Annotated in this window: 21 protein-coding genes; 4 read left to right on the top strand and 17 right to left on the bottom strand. The window is 63.2% G+C overall.

The annotated features are described in order from the left end of the window. The first annotated feature begins 242 nt into the window (after window positions 1-242). Together THIARS_RS13360 and THIARS_RS13350 are read left to right on the top strand one after the other, a co-directional pair. Window positions 243-458 carry a hypothetical protein gene (locus THIARS_RS13360; RefSeq protein WP_013106930.1) on the top strand — a complete coding sequence of 72 codons (216 nt, stop codon included), beginning with the start codon at window positions 243-245 and terminating at the stop codon, window positions 456-458. A gap of 245 nt (window positions 459-703) precedes the next feature. Further along, window positions 704-970: an AbrB/MazE/SpoVT family DNA-binding domain-containing protein gene (locus THIARS_RS13350; RefSeq protein ID WP_013106931.1), complete on the top strand. Its 267-nt coding sequence runs from the start codon at window positions 704-706 to the stop codon at window positions 968-970. Window positions 971-1,159: 189 nt separating this feature from the next. Here THIARS_RS13350 and THIARS_RS18820 read toward each other — a convergent pair whose 3' ends face one another. Together THIARS_RS18820 and THIARS_RS18980 are read right to left on the bottom strand one after the other, a co-directional pair. After that, complete coding sequence (locus THIARS_RS18820) at window positions 1,160-1,519, bottom strand: LysR substrate-binding domain-containing protein (protein ID WP_231836537.1); 360 nt, start codon at window positions 1,517-1,519, stop codon at window positions 1,160-1,162. Next, a complete protein-coding gene (locus tag THIARS_RS18980) occupies window positions 1,437-1,691 on the bottom strand; it encodes a hypothetical protein (protein WP_231836566.1) in 255 nt (84 codons plus the stop codon). The genes THIARS_RS18820 and THIARS_RS18980 overlap by 83 nt, the downstream gene beginning before the upstream one ends. A gap of 6 nt (window positions 1,692-1,697) precedes the next feature. Between THIARS_RS18980 and THIARS_RS13340 the strand changes: the two genes are divergently transcribed. Beyond that, complete coding sequence (locus tag THIARS_RS13340) at window positions 1,698-2,090, top strand: IS110 family transposase (protein ID WP_050985958.1); 393 nt, start codon at window positions 1,698-1,700, stop codon at window positions 2,088-2,090. A gap of 45 nt (window positions 2,091-2,135) precedes the next feature. Here the strand turns inward: THIARS_RS13340 and THIARS_RS13335 are convergent, their stop codons facing one another. The 15 genes from THIARS_RS13335 to THIARS_RS13260 all read right to left on the bottom strand — a co-directional run bounded on the left by THIARS_RS13335 (window position 2,136) and on the right by THIARS_RS13260 (window position 14,668). After that, the gene (locus THIARS_RS13335) at window positions 2,136-3,170 is read right to left on the bottom strand and encodes an IS630 family transposase (RefSeq protein WP_094159374.1); all 1,035 of its coding nucleotides are present in this window, start codon (window positions 3,168-3,170) and stop codon (window positions 2,136-2,138) included. 655 nt (window positions 3,171-3,825) lie between these two features. Continuing rightward, window positions 3,826-4,221, bottom strand: coding sequence for an ArsR/SmtB family transcription factor (locus THIARS_RS13330; RefSeq protein WP_172978988.1), 396 nt, complete (start codon window positions 4,219-4,221; stop codon window positions 3,826-3,828). 288 nt (window positions 4,222-4,509) lie between these two features. Continuing rightward, window positions 4,510-4,965, bottom strand: coding sequence for a DUF302 domain-containing protein (locus tag THIARS_RS13325; protein ID WP_141202420.1), 456 nt, complete (start codon window positions 4,963-4,965; stop codon window positions 4,510-4,512). A 44-nt stretch (window positions 4,966-5,009) separates the two neighbouring features. Beyond that, window positions 5,010-6,050: a YncE family protein gene (locus THIARS_RS13320; RefSeq protein ID WP_094161310.1), complete on the bottom strand. Its 1,041-nt coding sequence runs from the start codon at window positions 6,048-6,050 to the stop codon at window positions 5,010-5,012. A 204-nt stretch (window positions 6,051-6,254) separates the two neighbouring features. Further along, on the bottom strand, window positions 6,255-7,280 hold the full coding sequence (locus THIARS_RS13315) for an IS30 family transposase (protein ID WP_094161309.1): 1,026 nt from the start codon (window positions 7,278-7,280) through the stop codon (window positions 6,255-6,257). A gap of 101 nt (window positions 7,281-7,381) precedes the next feature. Next, window positions 7,382-8,863, bottom strand: coding sequence for a group II intron reverse transcriptase/maturase (gene ltrA / locus THIARS_RS13310; RefSeq protein WP_013106936.1), 1,482 nt, complete (start codon window positions 8,861-8,863; stop codon window positions 7,382-7,384). 425 nt (window positions 8,864-9,288) lie between these two features. Then, on the bottom strand, window positions 9,289-10,956 hold the full coding sequence (merA, locus tag THIARS_RS13300) for a mercury(II) reductase (RefSeq protein WP_094162132.1): 1,668 nt from the start codon (window positions 10,954-10,956) through the stop codon (window positions 9,289-9,291). A gap of 40 nt (window positions 10,957-10,996) precedes the next feature. After that, on the bottom strand, window positions 10,997-11,419 hold the full coding sequence (gene merC, locus THIARS_RS13295) for an organomercurial transporter MerC (RefSeq protein WP_094161307.1): 423 nt from the start codon (window positions 11,417-11,419) through the stop codon (window positions 10,997-10,999). A 103-nt stretch (window positions 11,420-11,522) separates the two neighbouring features. Next, complete coding sequence (gene merP / locus THIARS_RS13290) at window positions 11,523-11,801, bottom strand: mercury resistance system periplasmic binding protein MerP (RefSeq protein WP_013106939.1); 279 nt, start codon at window positions 11,799-11,801, stop codon at window positions 11,523-11,525. A gap of 11 nt (window positions 11,802-11,812) precedes the next feature. After that, a complete protein-coding gene (merT, locus tag THIARS_RS13285) occupies window positions 11,813-12,169 on the bottom strand; it encodes a mercuric ion transporter MerT (protein ID WP_013106940.1) in 357 nt (118 codons plus the stop codon). 141 nt (window positions 12,170-12,310) lie between these two features. Then, complete coding sequence (merR, locus tag THIARS_RS13280) at window positions 12,311-12,730, bottom strand: mercury resistance transcriptional regulator MerR (protein WP_013106941.1); 420 nt, start codon at window positions 12,728-12,730, stop codon at window positions 12,311-12,313. A gap of 207 nt (window positions 12,731-12,937) precedes the next feature. Then, a complete protein-coding gene (locus tag THIARS_RS13275; protein ID WP_094161306.1) occupies window positions 12,938-13,633 on the bottom strand; it encodes a cytochrome c biogenesis CcdA family protein in 696 nt (231 codons plus the stop codon). A 3-nt stretch (window positions 13,634-13,636) separates the two neighbouring features. Beyond that, entirely contained in the window at window positions 13,637-13,897 is a 261-nt protein-coding gene (locus THIARS_RS13270) for a glutaredoxin family protein (protein ID WP_094161305.1), read from the bottom strand. Then, a complete protein-coding gene (locus THIARS_RS13265; RefSeq protein WP_094161304.1) occupies window positions 13,897-14,322 on the bottom strand; it encodes a heavy metal-responsive transcriptional regulator in 426 nt (141 codons plus the stop codon). The genes THIARS_RS13270 and THIARS_RS13265 overlap by 1 nt, the downstream gene beginning before the upstream one ends. A 79-nt stretch (window positions 14,323-14,401) precedes the next feature. Further along, the gene (locus THIARS_RS13260) at window positions 14,402-14,668 is read right to left on the bottom strand and encodes a thioredoxin family protein (RefSeq protein WP_094161303.1); all 267 of its coding nucleotides are present in this window, start codon (window positions 14,666-14,668) and stop codon (window positions 14,402-14,404) included. Window positions 14,669-14,966: 298 nt separating this feature from the next. Here THIARS_RS13260 and THIARS_RS13255 point away from each other — a divergent pair. Then, window positions 14,967-15,730 (top strand): IS5-like element ISThsp20 family transposase gene (locus THIARS_RS13255; RefSeq protein ID WP_094161302.1). Its coding sequence is split into 2 segments (ribosomal slippage): window positions 14,967-15,339 and window positions 15,339-15,730, totalling 765 coding nucleotides; the frame shifts between segments, so codons are not numbered across the junction. Window positions 15,731-15,738: the final 8 nt, after the last annotated feature.

The raw sequence follows: 15,738 nt of genomic DNA, 5'->3' as shown, positions 1-15,738 counted from the left end.
ATCGAGTTGCCCGATGCGGTAATGTGGCAACCCGGCGGGCAGGATCCATGCTGAACCATGTTCGTCGACTTGCGCACACCGCAAACGCGGGTACGATTCAAGCCTCTTCCCGTCCATCTTCACGTTTTAAAGGCCCTTCTCACCCGCGCAGATCCTGAATCGACCGCTCCCTGCGGTCCCGAGCTTGGAACCACGCACACCCTTCGTGCGTCCGCAATGTCCAACGCCTTCAGGAGATTCCCATGCGCGAAGAACGCCTCTATCCTCTACTCGTCCAGCTCGTCGCCCAGGGCGCGACGCTCGAAGAGTCCCACCACGCCGGCCGCCGCTACACCTTGATCGCCGAGCACCAGCGTCTGCCCATCAGTGCGGCACTCGGCGTCAAGCTCGAACGCGAGGGGCGCATCCGCGCTCTATGCCGCCTCAGCGGCAAGACGCTCTGGGTGGCAAGCGTCTGAAGTCTGTCGGCTATCGAGTAGTGGGCAAGCCCGTCTTGCCGACTTGCGAAACCACGTTCGTGCGGGATGATGGTTCTGGAGATGTCCCGGTGGGCATCCGAGGAGAAAGCAATGGAGATTTTGGTGGCAAATGGCAGGTGGCAGATGGCAGGAGCCGCGGACGACGACAACGACCGCATGAACGCATCCCAGCCCTGCAGCACCAGAGCATCCAACTTGCCGTTCGAACCTGAAGGAGAAGGATGATGTCGTTCATGACGGGGGTGTATGTCACTGCCGCGGTGGCCATACTCTGCACCTTGGGGAGCGTGCTGTTCGTGCTGCGCCTGGCGGAGCAGGCGCAGCAGGAGAACCAGCGCCGCAACCAGCACCGCGGGATTGGGATTCCGCCGGAGATCCTCAAGGCTCTCGGGGTCGAAGCCGGGGATACCTTGGCCTGGGAGGTCGGCAAGGACGGGACGGTGCGCGTGCGCCGGGCTGAACGCGCGGTGAAGCCGGTGGAGTGTCCGTGATGCGCCAGCAGGTGGATGTGCTGGAGGTGAAGACGCTGGACGTGAAGGCGCCGATCCTCGCGCGAACCCTCGGATCCAAGCCCCAGGTTGTTCAACGCGACGGTGGAGATGGCCGACAAGCGTGGGCTGTTGTCGGGCGAGCACTTCAGCGTGCCCATCGCTCCCATGCGCGTTGCTCGCCGATTGCGCTCACGATCTCGTCGATAAACACACACACCCCTTGTTCGAGAGGTGGCGGCGGCTGAGGTACACAGCGAATAAATTGAGTTCGAGGGTTTGGTAGTCCATCAGAACGGGCACAAGCGTCCCTTGCGCGAGTTCGGAGGCGACGATGAACGTTGGTTGCATGATGACGCCTGCGCCATCGACTGCAAGTTCGCGCAGCAGCTCGCCATTGGTGGCATGCACGCTGGGACTGACCTTGATCCGGGCGACCTTGCCCTGCACGTCGATGAAAGGCCATTCATCACCCGCCCATAAATAGCTGAAGCTCAGGGTTGCATGGTCGGCAAGATCGGCGGGGACAGATGGCGTGCCTTGGCGCTTCAGGTAGGCTGGCGACGCACAGCTTGCCGTCGATGGCTTGGCGGTTGCGCGCTTCGAGCGAGTCGAGGATGACCACCCAGGCGGTGATGCCGACGTTCTCCAGGTGAGCGTAGACGCTCTTCCAGTAGATGCCGGTGCTCTCCATGACGATGAGCTCAACCTGCAGCTCGGCCATCTGTTCGTGCTGCGCCACTTGAGCGACAGCATCGACGCGCTGCAGCGCCAACTGGCCGACATCGACGCCTACCTGATGCGCGCCATGCAGCCCTACGCCTGGGCTCACAGCCTGCTGCAGACCATCCCCGGCATTGACGAGACCGCCGCCGCGCTGATCCTCATCGAGATCGACGACGACATGGCCCGCTTCGGCGCGCCTGAGCGCCTGGCCTGCTGGGCCGCGCTGAGCCCCGGCAACCACGAGAGCGCAGGCAAGCGCAAGTCCGGCCGCACCCGGCACGGCAACAACGCCATTCGCTACATCCTGTGCGAGTGCGCCAACGCTGCGCGCATGACCAAGAGCACCCTGCCCTGGCGGTGCCCGGTGCTATTCCAGTGCTACCGGCCATCATCGTGACGCAAACGATGGTCGAGCTATTGACCCGGCATTGAAGCATTGAACTCAAGCCGCATACCGAACCGGAGCATGCTGGAAGTAGCTCTTGATCCGCTCGGGCTGCCGCTGGACGCTGCTGAGGTGTCTGGCGGTGGCCTTGACGAGTTGCAGCTTGGTCCGCGCCGGAGCCAGTTTCGTGACCGCCTGCTTGAGGTCGGCGTTGGCCATCTCGTTGGGGTTGAGCTCGGGGCTGTAACTGGGCAGGTAGAAGACCTCGATCTGGTGCTTGTGCTCGACCAGCCAGTCCTTCACGGGCTTGCTGTGATGCACTCGCAGGTTGTCCAGGATCAGGTAGATCTTGCGGCCCGCGTCCTTGACGAGCCGGCGCAGGAAGTCGATCAGAATGTCCGAGTTCAGAGCCCCGTCGAAGGCCTTCCACCGCATCTGGCCCTTGTTGGTGACGGTGGAGATGACCGACAGGCCGTGGCGCTTGTTGTTCACCCGGATCACCGGCGTCTGGCCTTGGGGTGCGTAGCTGCGGCCGCGCACGTCGTCGCTGCGCAGGCCGGTCTCGTCGCCCCAGTGGATCTCGGCGCCCTCGACCTTGGCGCACGCGGCGATGACCGGGTATTCCTCGTCGAGCCACTTCTTGACCGCCGCCGGCGACTGCTCGTAGGCCTTCTTCATGGGCTTCTGCGGCGTGAAGCCCCAGCGCTCGAGATACAGACCCATCGTGCGCACGGCCAGCTTGATGCCGTAGCGGTCCCGGATGAGCTCGGCGACGGCCTGGCGCGTCCACAGCGCGTAGACCATCTTCAACTGGTCGGGCGTGCGGTCGCGGATCAGTCGCTGAACCTCGCGCTCCTGCTCGGCGTTGAGGGTGCGGCCGCTGCCCACCGGTCTGCCGCCGCGGTCGACGTCGACCGCCTTCCAACCGCCGGCCTCAAAGGCCTTCACCGCCGCGATCACCGTCGTGCGCGACATCTCGCATTGCGCCGCCGTGTCCTTCAGACTCGCGCCGTCCAGCCGCATCTTCACCGCACGTCGGCGGCGCTCGTTGAGCGCATCCACCGGCAGCGTTCGGGAGTCGATCTTTTCCATGCTCGATCTGACTCTACGACTTGCAATAAGTTCAAATGTTTAGTGCCGGATCAATAGCCGCGTCTGCCAACGCATGGGCTTGGGCGACACGCGCTTGACGCAGCTCTGTGCTCTGCCAAGGGATTCCCAGCGCGAGGCCATAGGACCAAGGCGAGAGGCCTGCCGGTGCCAAGCTGTGGTGTTGCTCGAAAAGGTGAAGGGATGGGTTGGGCAACTGCGCTGCTGTTTCCGTTCCAGCGCGAGCCCGTTGCCATTGCGCGCGAGCGACCTTGAATTGGGGGTTGTCGTACAGAGCCAGCAGAGTCAGGCTGCTCAGATCCCAAGAAGGCAGTGGCCATGGCGTCACGGTTTGGCCATGGGCTGCCAGGAAAGCCCGCAACCCCGCTGCATTCACGTCTCGTGCTTGAAGTGCGGCGGCATCCTGCGCTGGGATGAGAGGCTGGGGTTGGTAACTCGCACAGCCGCCGAGCAGCAGAGCGAACAGCAATGCGCCACCCCAACCCCTTCGAAACTGGGCACAGGACGACGCTTTGGTTCTTCGAAGCTGGTCGCCAGCTGTGGCACGCATGGAGGAGGGCATGGGGTTGATGGGATCCGTTCGCCATGCATGCTATGCGCGTATATGGACAATTAAGCATATTAGAAAGTAAAAAAGTTATACGATGCCGTAGCCCAACGTACAGCGACCCGCTGTTCGCATGTCTAACCGCGTTTGAAGTCGAGCTGCATCCGCAGTGAGCAACTGCGCATCCAGGTCATGGGCTTGGGCGGTTTGCAGCACCGCCTTGATCAGGGCGGCATGCTCGGGGGCGAGGCGGTAGTAGATCCAGGTTCCATCACGCCGTTCCACCACCCATCCTCCCTTGCGCAATCCAGCGAGGTGGCGTGAGACTGTGTACTGTGGAGTTTGCACCGCATCCACGAGCTCACACACGCAACATTCATCCAGCGTCAACAAGTGGAGAATCCGGTAGCGCGTTGGATCGGCGAAGAGTTTGAAGAAATTGGCCGCTTTAGACATATGCGCATAGAAGCACATAGAAGCCGTCATGTCAAAGGCCAGGCCATCCGCGCGTTTCCATGTGAGTCCAGCGCAGCATGGCCTTTGTCCGTTCGGACGAGAAACGTTGGGCCGAAAGGTTGACGGGGTGATTCTTCCTTCGTGCAACCCACATCTGCTAAACATCCTTCTGACTGTCCATGCGGGTCGGTCAGGCCCCGCTGGAGTGCCGAACCTTGGTGGTCGCTCAGCGATCAGTTGCAGTCACTTTGCCGACTGCGCGAACCCGCATCACGGCAGCCCAGATCCGGTCATCGCATTGCCGATAACCGGGTCAGCCTAGCTCCCGGCCGCCTCGGCAGCGATCGCATGCAGGGCCTTGCTCATGATCAGAATGGGCTTGGCCGAAGGATTGATGTCGTAGCGCCGCGCGAACACCGCAGGGTTGGTATAGCCCAACCAAACGCGATGTTTGGCATCCTCCCAGACCAGTATTTTCAAAGGTAGCCCAAGCCCTGCCTGTTGGTTCATCTGCATCAGCTTTGTGCCCAAGGCCGGATTGCCGAAGATCACCAGCTTGGTGGGCCGAAGTTCCAGCCCCGCCTTGTGCGCGGAGCCGCTGTGATCCACCACGGCAACGATTTGCAAATGACGTTGCTGGATCGCATGCTCCAAGTGTTGCAACGTCTCTGCAGCCGTGTGCGTGCTGCGCACCTCAATTACTTGTGGGGCTTGTGCCCAGGCGCCCTGGGCCAGGACAAATACGGCAGCAAGGGCCAGCAGGAATTTGGACATCTCAATCTCCTTGTCGTTCGGGTTCAAACCACGGGTTGTGCGGATTAGCGCGCCAGCACCCAGCGATTGCTGGCGATGCCTGGCAGACGCTTGAGCACTTGGCCAGTGCGAAGGTCGACCACCACGGACTCGTGACGGTTTTCGATGGTCGTGATGGCCTTGGTTCCATGGGGCAGCACCGCAAGACCGCTGAGCTTGTTGGGCCCTTCCTTGCCGACGGCAACCTTGACCTCACCCAGATAGCGCGGCCCGATGGTAGAGAACCGCAAAATGTGACCAGAAAAGCCGGCTGCATACACGATGTCTTGACGAGGGCTCACCGCCAATTGCATGAATCCTGCTGTTGCGGCAGGAATTTTGTTGTAGGCGAAATTGGGGTCAACCTCGCTAGTCCTCATGTTGACGATCTGGTTGGTCACGGGATTGAAGGCAGTCATTACGCCACTCTGAATGTCTGCCGAGAACAACAATCCGTGCGCCCAGACCAGATCCCCGGAATGACCGATGGGGATCCGCCGCAGGATTTGACCGGTGGAGGGATCGATATCGGTGATGGCCGTATCCATATTGCCACCCACATACAAGTGGCTGGCGTCCGCGTTGAACGCCAACGCATTGCCACCAACCGGGATCTCGTAGCGCAACACATCATCGCGGGTTGCGTACGCCGCCAATGCCTTGCCGGAGAGCACGAACACCAGGCGGTGGTCAGGCGACACCACCGCCACGCGCCCACCCGGGATGCTCTTGAACTGCCCGACCGGTTTGTCTGTACGAAGGTCGATCACATCGGTGGTCCCGGCAAGACTCGGGATGAAGACTTGGTGGTCCTGCGCATTCACACCGACAAAAAAGCTATTCCCCTTGGGTGTTCCAGCCTGGCCAAAATTCAGCACATGCGCAGCATTGCCGGGCCAGCGCACCACCGCCATTTTGCCCGGGCCTCCCCCCATGGGTGGGGCCTGGAAGGCTCCGACCAAGAACGCGGATGCGCCCGCCGGGGAGGCATATGCAGGAGCGGCTGGTGCCGCCACAGCCATCAGCGCGAGCAGGGCAAGGCTGGACAGACGCAAGCGGGGTTTCATCGGGCAAAGTTCCTTGGGGTTGGGAGGACGGGGGGAACGACGGCTGCATGGACTCAAGTTACCTCGAGCAAGCGCAAATCAATCGACGCGGGGGAATATCGGTGGCATCCTCCCCAGTGGATGGGTTGGAACAGGCTAAAGTTCCTGACACCGCGATAGGCATGAAAAAGGGCGGTTTCAATAGTGAAGTGCAACACCCGTTGGTTATTGAATTGAGGAGGGAGCTTCGTGGGTATTGGCCAGCATTTGCGCGAAGACCTCCAACGGGGAATGGAATGCATGGGTGGCCCTTGGTCTGCCATTGAGGCTGTCGGCAATGGTGTCCAGGTCAGCCTGGGAGTACACCGACAGGTCGGTGCCCTTGGGCAGATACTGGCGCAGCAATCCGTTGGTGTTCTCGCAGGTGCCGCGCTGCCAGGGGCTGTGGGGGTCACAGAAGTACACGCGCACGCCGGTGTTGGCGGTGAGCTCGGCATGGCGGGTCATCTCTCGACCCTGGTCGTACGTCATGCTCTGGCGCAGTGGCGCAGCAATCGACCGCAGCTTGGCCGTCAAGCCAGCCAGGGCCGAGGCGGCCGTGGCATCGGGCATCTGGACGAGCAACAGCAGACGGCTGGAACGCTCGACCAGCACGCCCACGGCGGATTTGTTGCCAGCCCCCTTGATGAGGTCGCCCTCCCAGTGTCCCGGCATCAAGCGGTCTTCAATCTCGGGCGGGCGCACATGGATGCTGACCATCTCGGGAATCTGGCCGCGGCGGTCGGTGCCACGCGAGCGCGGCATGCGCTTGCTGTGGCCGTGGCGCAGACAGGCCATCAACTGCCGTCGCAACTCCCCGCGGGCATGGGCATAGATGGCGGTGTAGATGGTCTCATGCGAGACCTGCAGCTCGGGGCGCTCGGGATACACCCGCAGCAGTGTGCCAGCAATCTGCTGGGGCGAATACTTCCAGTCCAGCAAGGCAGTGACCACGCCCCAGAGGATGCCGTCCCGGTGCAGCTTGGGAGACGGGCGTGCGGCATCCCGGCGCGTCGCACAGCGCTGCTGCGCCGTTGCGGCCGCATAGGGCCTCGTGTCCTCGCCATTGCGGCCAAGCTCCCGACTGATGGTCGAGGGCGCACGCCCCAGTGTTCGGGCCATGGCCCGAACACTGCACCCCTGCTGCATCAAACTGGCCATCGTCATGCGCTCTTCCGGTTGAAGCTGTCGGTACGTCGTCGTCCTTTGCATCGCAACACCTTACAGGCTTGGGGTGTTGATCGCGGTAGAGATGCCCGTTACCGGCCACCCCCCGCACAGATCCGTACGGGCCCGATTCGGGCATACGGCTCCTACCTCGGGTGCTTGACGGCAAAGCGCTGTTGAGGCCATGGATGAAGGATTCTTGGGATTGGGAGCCAGTCTTCTGCGATTCGCGTCATGCGCTCCCACGTCAGGTTTTGCCTTTGACTGCGGCGCCGCAGCGTTCGCAGCCAGAGATTCAAGACGTGGTGTCGAAACGCCCCGAGTGCCCGGAAATTCGTGGGCACTGCGTGGTAGGCGAAATAGCCGTTGAGCACCGACGCGAGCCACCGCCCCTGGGAAGGGATCGGTGCATGCATGCGCTCACGCAACGTCGCCTTGATCTCCCTGAGCCTCGCTCGCATCCGATCGCCCCGGGTCTTTCGGTGGAGCAAGAATGCGCCACGTCGGGACCGACCGCAGATGAAGACGAAACCCAGGAACATGAACGTCTCAGGTTTGCCCAGACCGCGCCGCGAGCGGCGCTCAGCCGCGTAGCGGCCAAACTCCAGCAGGCGCGTCTTCTCCCCGTGCGGTTCGAGCCCAAACTGCTCGAACCGCGTTCGCATCGCGTCCCAGAAGCGCCGTGCATCGGCTTCGTGCTGAAAGCCGACAACGATGTCGTCGGCATAGCGCACGACAATCATGTTGCCCGTTGCCTCCCGCCCTCGCCACTGCTTGGCCCACAGGTCGAAGACATCGTGCAGGTACACGTTCGCAAGCAGCGGTGAGATCACGGCCCCCTGCGGCGTGCCTTCGGCACTGACGCTCCACTCCCCGTCGTCCAGGACGCCCGCCTTGAGCCACTTGCGCACAAGGCGGATGACGCGCTCGTCGCCGATCCGGTGGCCGAGGAAACGGAGCAGCCATTCCTGGCTGACCGAATCGAAGAAGCTCCGAATATCCGCGTCGAGAATCCAGTTCACCGGGGTGCCGCTGATCGCCACCGACAGTGCATCAAGCGCATCGTGCTGACCCCGCCCAGGCCGAAACCCGTACGAGAACCCAAGGAAGTCTTCCTCGTAGATGGCATTGAGCACCGCAACGAGCGCACGCTGGACGATCTTGTCTTCCAGCGCGGCGATACCCAGCGGTCGCTGCTTGTCGGTGCCAGACTTGGGTATGAACCGTCGCCTGACGGGCAGCGCCCGATACCCTCCGCTATGAACCCGTGCATGCAGGTCGAGGAGGTTGACCTCCAGACCCGCCTCGTAGTCCTGCCATGTCAGACCATCAACCCCGGGAGCGGCACGGCGCTTGAGCGCCAGGAACGATTCCCTCAGCAGGTCAACACTGACGTGGTGCAGCAGCGCGGTGAACTTCTCCTTCTTCCGCTGCCTTGCAGCTTTCCGTACACAGTCCAGCTCCTGTGACACGCTATCGCGGCTCTGTGTCCGTCGCGTGTGCGGCTGTTCCGTGTTCCCCTTGGTCCCGGTCCTTCGCTCCACCCACTCCGCAACCGGCGGACCGGCCTTGTTCGCGGGCTTCACAGCTACTACGACCGAGTCTGACTTCTCGGGTCCGTTCATCATTGGCTTCGGCTCCTCGCCTTCCCAATGCGGGCCAGCCCGTACAGCGGCTGGTCAGACCCGAGATCTCCCGGTTCCCGTGCCAGGAGCGTGCGTACATGCCAGGTTCTACGACCACGCCGGGTCCAGCGGGCGCTTGCGTTGACGCACCCGTCGATGTTGCCTTCCACAGAAGTGACGGTGTCGGCACCCGGAATAGAAATCCTATCGCGGCTCAATGGCTGGCCTGTACGTCCCCCTGCCGACGCTTCGCCGACATCCTCACGGATGCCTGCGCACGGCTCGGGGTCGATGCGGTTCGCTATTCCTTCATCGCAGTGGACTTGCACCACCTACTCCTTGCCGGTCTCCCGGCGCACCACTTCAGATTTGAGGCCGCCATGTATCCGCGTGCTACCGCCGCTTGGGGTGATGGCGCCGTGATCACGTCACCCCGCGCAACACGACAGTTGCGTCACATCCTTGGTGAAGGTCTGGGCGGTCAGCTTCAGGCCTTCCACCATGGTCAGGTAGGGGAACAACTGATCGGCCAGTTCCTGCACCGTCATGCGGTTGCGAATGGCGAGTGTTGCCGTCTGGATGAGTTCGCCGGCCTCGGCGGCCACCGCCTGCACGCCGAGCAGGCGTCCGGAGCCGGCATCAGCGACCAGCTTGATGAAGCCGCGCGTGTCGAAGTTGGCCAGCGCCCTGGGCACGTTCTCCAGGCTCAGCGTGCGGCTGGCGGTCTCGATGTTTTGGCGCTGCGCCTCGGCCTCGGTCAGGCCCACCGTGGCCACCTGCGGATCGGTGAACACCACGGCCGGCATGGCCGAGAGGTCGAGTGTCGCATCGCCTCCGGTCATGTTGATGGCCGCACGCGTGCCCCCGGCTGCGGCCACATAGACGAACTGGGGTTGATCGGTACAGTCCCCGGCGGCATAGATGTGGGGCACGTTGGTGCGCAGATGGTCGTCCACCGCAATGGCGCCGCGCGCGTCGCACTCCACCCCGGCGGCCTGCAGATTGAGCGCCGCCGTGTTGGGCGCGCGGCCCGTCGCCACCAGCAGGCGCTCGGCCCGAATCTCGCCACGGTTCGTGGTCAGCGCGAAGCTGCCGCCGGCATGAGCCACCGCGCTGGCCTGGGTGTGGGTCAGCACGGTGATGCCCTCCTCGCGGAACGCGGCGGCAACGGCTTCGCCGATGGCCGGATCTTCCTGCGAGAACAGCGTGTGGCGCGCCAGGACGGTGACCTGGCTGCCCAGGCGGGCGAAGGCCTGGGCCAGTTCCAGCGCCACGACGGAAGAGCCGATGACCGCCAGGCGCGGCGGAATCGTGTCGCTTTCCAGCGCCTCAGTCGAAGTCCAGTACGGCGTGGCCTTCAAGCCCGCAATGGATGGAATGGACGGACTGGCGCCGGTGGCGATCAGGCAGCGGTCGAAACCGACCATGCGCTCGCTGCCGTCGTGCAGCGTCACGACCAGCGTCCGAGCGTCTTTGAACCGTGCCTTGCCGCGCAGGGTGGTGATGGCCGGCTGGCCTTCGAGAATGCTTTCATACTTGGCGTGGCGTAGCTCGTCCACACGCGCTTGCTGCTGCGCGAGCAGCTTGTCGCGCAGGATGGCCGGGGCCGCGGGCTCGATGCCGGCGTCGAACGGACTGTGGCGGCGCAGATGGGCGATGTGCGCGGCACGGATCATGATCTTGGACGGCACGCAGCCGACGTTGACGCAGGTGCCGCCGATCACGCCGCGCTCGATCAGCGTGACCTGGGCGCCGCTGCCGGCCGCCTTGATGGCCGCCGCCATGGCCGCCCCGCCGCTGCCGATGACGGCGATGCGCAGGCCGTTGCCATCGCCATGCCGGGCGGGACCGGTGGTGTCGCCGGGCTGGCCGCTCGAGCTCTCGGGCGAGCGGGTCGCCTGTTTCGCCGAGTAGCCGGCCTTGGCCACGGCCGCAGCCATCGCGTCAAACGAGACGCCGGCATCGGCGACGACCTCGGCCGTCCCCTGCGGGTACGAGACCTGCGCGCACTTCACGCCGGGCAATTGTTCCAAGACGTCCTTGACATGCATGGCACAGGTGTCGCAGGTCATACCGCTGATGCTCAGGGTTTGCATGGGTTTGTCCTTGGGGTGGATGGTTTCGGTTCGGGGAAGATCAACGTCCGGCTTGGTCCGCCAAGGTGCCGCCATCAACGCTGCAGCGGCGATGGGCGGGCGAAACGAGATCCCAGATCGCCACGGCCAGCATGACCGCCAGCCCCAGATACACGATGCCTCGGATGAGGCTGTAGCGGCCAATCAGCACCAGCACCGGACCGATCATGCCGAGTGCCGTGCGATGCCATTGGCGGTGCGCGAACCAACCCAGGCCGTTGGCCAGGATGACGAGCGCGGCGGACAGCGGCAACACGACATGGAACAGAACACCTTCCCACTGGCTGAGAAAGCCCAGGCCGATGGCCGCGCCGATGCTGGCGATGGCTGGATAGCACACGGCGCAACCCATGGCTGAAGCCACCGCGCCGAGGGAGCCGGCTTTGTCGCCGAGACGCGTCAGAAAACGCAAGGGGTTGGCCATGACGGCGTCTCCAATGCACAACGTTGTTTCGAGGGGGTGAAGGACGGTACGTGCCGCCTCGGCGGCATGGCCGGAGCGACAGTCAAACTGTCGCGTCATCGACTTACTGGGAGACCACCGAGGGGTAGCCGGCGTCGGTGGTGGCCTTGATCAGGGCTTTGACGTTGGTCTTGGCATCGTCGAAGGTGACTTGGGCTATTTTTTTCCCAAAATTGATGTCCACCTTTTCGACGCCAGGTACGGTGTGCAAAGCGTTGTTGACGGTGATCGGACACACCGGGCAGGTCATGCCGGGCACGGCGAGGGTGACGGTCTGCACACCAGCCCAGGCAGGGGCAGTGCAAGCGGAAATGAGTGCGATGGCAGTCAGGAGCTTGTTCATGAGGGTTCCTTTCAATAGAACAGGGGAGCGACGAGGGGGAAAGCCAGGGCGACGACGACGAGCGCCGCCACGACCCAGAACAGCAACTTGTAGGTGGCGTTGACCTGGGGAATGGCGCAGACCTCGCCGGGCTTGCATGCCGCAGGCGCCCGGAACAGGCGGCGGTAGGCGAAGAACAAGGCGACCAGAGCGGCGCCGATGAAGATCGGCCTGTAGGGCTCGAGCAGGGTCAGATTGCTGATCCACGCGCCGCTGATGCCCAGCGACAGAAGAATCAGAGGCCCCAGGCAACAGGTCGAGGCCAGGATGGCCGCGAGCCCGCTGGCGAACAGGGCGCCACGCCCATGGGGTCGGGTCGGTTGAGGCATGCACGAACTCCGTTCGGTTGACGATGGTGGCACTGTAGGGCCGTACCAAAGTCCGGAGTCAAGCGGCGCTGCGCCATGGTTGACAAGGTCTTGTGGCCTTGCCCCGCCCCGACGCATCAAGGACGCGTGAGATCGCCGTGCTCAAGTGTCGCGAACACGGGCATGCAGTGCTTCGATCAAGGGGCAAGACGTGGATCCGAGGCTGGAGCCGCAGTCGCGCACCATCCTGGCCAGAGCCGCTTCGATGCGGTGCAGACCGGCTATCTTGACGCGAACATCCATGAGCTTGCGTTCGCCCAGTTCGCGCGCTTGGTCGCAGTGCATGCCGTCGTCGAGTTGCAGCAAGCCGGCGATCTCGTCGAGGCTGAAGCCCAGGCGCTGGGCGGATTTGATGAATTGCAGACGGGCGACGTCATCGGGTCCGTAGCGGCGGAAGCTGCCCTGCGGTCGCTCGGGCTCGCACAGCAAGCCCTTGCGCTGGTAGAACCGGATGGTTTCGACATTGACCCCTGCCGCCCGGGCGACGGTGCCGATGGTGAAGTCATCCGAATCATGGTCCATGGTTTATCCCTCAAGGCGCAGTGCGCAAGTTTGACGCAAACTGCGATCTGGTGTCGCGAAACCGCAGTCATGCGGAACGAGCGCAGTGACCGTTTCGGGTCGGGACGCTGCCCGTTGGATGATCGGATCTCGGTGGTCGCTGAGCACCCATCGGCCGACACAAGCTTGCCGCGAATGCATACCTGCCGTTGTACCGCATCGTTGCTTTCAGATGGCCAAAGCCGGCACCCAGGCGTAGTAACCGTTGAGCAGATAGACCCCGAACAGAATCAGCGTGATGCCGCCAGCAGCCTCAAACAGGCGTCGGTAGGCGTCCAAGCGCCGGAGGTTCTGGAGCCACCCCAACGACCACGCACCCACGGCCACCGGAATCGCCCGGCCGAAGGCGAAGGCCAGCAGCAGACCCACCCCCAACCATGGTGATCCCGATGCGGCAGCGACGCCGATCAGCACAGCCAGCGCGGGAGTGCAAAACGGACACACCGCAACCGAGAACGGGATGCCCAGGGCAAACGCGCCCCATAGCCCTTTGGGGCGGCGCGCACGCAAGGCCAAGGCCGGCAGGGGCAGGCGGATCCAGCCCGGCCATAGCAGGCCCATCAGAATCAGCAGCGGCCCGAGGAACAATCCCCATTGGCGCCCCAGCAGATGCTCGACCCAGGCGCCGCCCAAGCTGGCGATCAAACCCAAGAGCCCGTGGATGAGCAGCATGCCCAGGATGAACATGGCGCCGAAGGACCAAGCCTGGCGGGCCTGCCTGGCCTTGGTGACATAGGCCATCGAGACAGGAATGGCGGCCAGCGCCACGGGATTGATGCTGAAGGCCAGCCCGGCCACGAAGCTGACGCCCAGAGCAGCCGGGCCAGCATGTTCCAGGGTGGTGCGAAACAGGGATGGGTCCATCGGTCAGCGCTCGTCCCGCGCAAGCGGTTCCAGGGCCGCACAGAGCTGCTGCGGCGTCGGCAGTTTGGGGAAGAGCAAATCCCCGTTGACGGCCAGCGCCGGCAAGCTCAGGACGCCCAGTTCAACGGCACGGTCGAGTGCCTCCAGCACATTGCATTCGCGCCACTGAACTTGCGGGAAGCGCTGCAGGGCGGCCGCCTTGAGTTGGGTGCGGGCTCCATCACACTGGGTGCAGCCGGGGGAGTAGAACAGTTCGACGTGCATCAGTGTGCTCCCTTGGACGCAGTCAGTTCAGCGCCTTCGAGCGCGGCCAGAATCGGGCAGGCATCCAGGGGGTAGCGTTCCTGGTTGCAGTCGGCGATCAGACGATCCAGCGCGTTGGACATGGCCCTGAGCGCCTTGATGCGGCTTTCGAGCTGCAGCTTTTTCTCGATCGCCCGCTTGCGCATATCGCCGCAACAGGCGGCGTCCGTGGCGCGCATATCGAGCAACGCGTGGATCTCCGCCAGGGTGAAACCGCAATGCTGGGCCTGTTTGATGAACCGGATGCGACGCGCAGCATCGGCGTCATAGAGTCTGTAGCCCCCTTCGGACTTGGACGTGGGGGCGATCAGACCCTCGCGCTCGTAGAAGCGCAGGGCGTCGGGCGTGGTCTGCGCCAGTTCCGCGAGTTTGCCAATGGTCAGCATGGATCGTTTTCTGCCGTTCAGGAGGAGGACATGCCTGGCCCCGGCATCATCCCAGAACCAGGCGATGCAAAACAAAATCCTAGCGCGCCTGACCGAGACCGGCCACGCGCAACGCGGCTTCGTCGACACCGCGCCCGGCGCAGCAGCCGGCGAGTTGGCCGTCGATGGCGACCGCGGGAACCGAACGCACGCCCAGCGCCTTGGCACGCGCCGCAGCCTTGATGTCGTGCATGTCATGCACGACGACGCCGCAAGACGCGCAGGCAACGCGCTTGACCAAAGCCACCACGTCTTCGCACACGGCGCAACCGGCGCTGAAGACCTCCACCTGACGTTGTGTTGCCATCACAGAACTCCTTCTTTTGAAACACACCCATCTGTCTTGGCATGATCCCCGGGTGAACAAAGACCTGCCGTATCGCGATGGATGCACTCTAGACCTTGGAGTGAGGTCCAGAGTCAAGGGATTTTTTGGCGTGCTGTTCATCTTCGGGATGACTGCCTTCATTTTCATCACCGATGTGACGGAAACTTTTCGGCCGACGTCATCCCGTTGCGACAATTTGGTCAAGGCGTGCCACCCTAGATAGTATCGTCACGAGATATGGCATGATGGCGTTGTTCGCAACAACCGCGCTATTGAGATGCCAGAGACGCTTCATCGACACGACCTATCAGACAGGCACTGGGAATTGCTCGAGCCCCATCTGCCGGGGCGAGCGGGGGTTTGGGGTGGGGTTGCGCAGGACAACCGCCAATTCATCAATGCCGTGTTCTGGATTCTTCGCACGGGCGCGCCGTGGCGAGACCTGCCGGCCTCGTATGGTGGGTGGAAAAACACCCATCGGCGTTTTTGTCGCTGGCGTGACCAGGGCATTTGGGAGTCGCTGCTCGAGCAGTTCATTGAGGAGCCTGATTTCGAATGGCTCATGATGGATGCCAGCCATTGCAAAGTCCATCCGCACGCCGCAGGAGCGCGGGGTGGCAATCAGGCCATGAGCCGTACAAAAGGGGGCTCAACACCAAGATACATCTGGCCGTGGATGCGCATGGTCTGCCGCTCAGAGCGGTTATTACAGAAGGTACCCGAGCGGATTGCGCAGAGGCTGAGCGGTTGATGGATGGATTCAGGATGCAGTGTCTACTTGCCGATAAAGGCTACGACAGCGATGCCATCGTGGCGAAAGCCCAAGAGCAAGGTGCGCAAGCCGTGATTCCGCCGCGCAAGAACCGCAAGCAACCCAGGGCATATGACAAGGCGCTCTACAAACTGCGCCATCTGGTCGAGAACGCCTTCCTACATCTCAAGCGATGGAGGGGCATCGCCACGCGCTACGCGAAAAACGTCGCCTCATTCGTTGCCGCCGTGCAAATTCGATGCATCGTCCTCTGGCTGCGCATCTCGTGACGACACGA

This window comes from Thiomonas delicata (genome assembly GCF_900088825.1).
GTDB classification, from domain to species: Bacteria; Pseudomonadota; Gammaproteobacteria; order Burkholderiales; family Burkholderiaceae_C; genus Thiomonas_A; species Thiomonas_A delicata.
The sequence above is the reverse complement of the archived record's forward strand: the minus strand, read 5'-3'. Positions and strand labels throughout refer to the sequence as shown.

Excerpts from the sequence above, each read along its gene's own strand:
- THIARS_RS13360 (WP_013106930.1), top strand. The coding sequence starts at position 243 with ATGCGCGAAGAACGCCTCTATCCTCTACTCGTCCAGCTCGTCGCCCAG.
- THIARS_RS13350 (WP_013106931.1), top strand. The coding sequence starts at position 704 with ATGTCGTTCATGACGGGGGTGTATGTCACTGCCGCGGTGGCCATACTC.
- THIARS_RS18980 (WP_231836566.1), bottom strand. The coding sequence starts at position 1,691 with ATGGCCGAGCTGCAGGTTGAGCTCATCGTCATGGAGAGCACCGGCATC.
- THIARS_RS13335 (WP_094159374.1), bottom strand. The coding sequence starts at position 3,170 with ATGGAAAAGATCGACTCCCGAACGCTGCCGGTGGATGCGCTCAACGAG.
- THIARS_RS13330 (WP_172978988.1), bottom strand. The coding sequence starts at position 4,221 with ATGACGGCTTCTATGTGCTTCTATGCGCATATGTCTAAAGCGGCCAAT.
- THIARS_RS13325 (WP_141202420.1), bottom strand. The coding sequence starts at position 4,965 with ATGTCCAAATTCCTGCTGGCCCTTGCTGCCGTATTTGTCCTGGCCCAG.
- THIARS_RS13320 (WP_094161310.1), bottom strand. The coding sequence starts at position 6,050 with ATGAAACCCCGCTTGCGTCTGTCCAGCCTTGCCCTGCTCGCGCTGATG.
- THIARS_RS13315 (WP_094161309.1), bottom strand. The coding sequence starts at position 7,280 with ATGCAAAGGACGACGACGTACCGACAGCTTCAACCGGAAGAGCGCATG.
- ltrA (WP_013106936.1), bottom strand. The coding sequence starts at position 8,863 with ATGATGAACGGACCCGAGAAGTCAGACTCGGTCGTAGTAGCTGTGAAG.
- merA (WP_094162132.1), bottom strand. The coding sequence starts at position 10,956 with ATGCAAACCCTGAGCATCAGCGGTATGACCTGCGACACCTGTGCCATG.
- merC (WP_094161307.1), bottom strand. The coding sequence starts at position 11,419 with ATGGCCAACCCCTTGCGTTTTCTGACGCGTCTCGGCGACAAAGCCGGC.
- merP (WP_013106939.1), bottom strand. The coding sequence starts at position 11,801 with ATGAACAAGCTCCTGACTGCCATCGCACTCATTTCCGCTTGCACTGCC.
- merT (WP_013106940.1), bottom strand. The coding sequence starts at position 12,169 with ATGCCTCAACCGACCCGACCCCATGGGCGTGGCGCCCTGTTCGCCAGC.
- merR (WP_013106941.1), bottom strand. The coding sequence starts at position 12,730 with ATGGACCATGATTCGGATGACTTCACCATCGGCACCGTCGCCCGGGCG.
- THIARS_RS13275 (WP_094161306.1), bottom strand. The coding sequence starts at position 13,633 with ATGGACCCATCCCTGTTTCGCACCACCCTGGAACATGCTGGCCCGGCT.
- THIARS_RS13270 (WP_094161305.1), bottom strand. The coding sequence starts at position 13,897 with ATGCACGTCGAACTGTTCTACTCCCCCGGCTGCACCCAGTGTGATGGA.
- THIARS_RS13265 (WP_094161304.1), bottom strand. The coding sequence starts at position 14,322 with ATGCTGACCATTGGCAAACTCGCGGAACTGGCGCAGACCACGCCCGAC.
- THIARS_RS13260 (WP_094161303.1), bottom strand. The coding sequence starts at position 14,668 with ATGGCAACACAACGTCAGGTGGAGGTCTTCAGCGCCGGTTGCGCCGTG.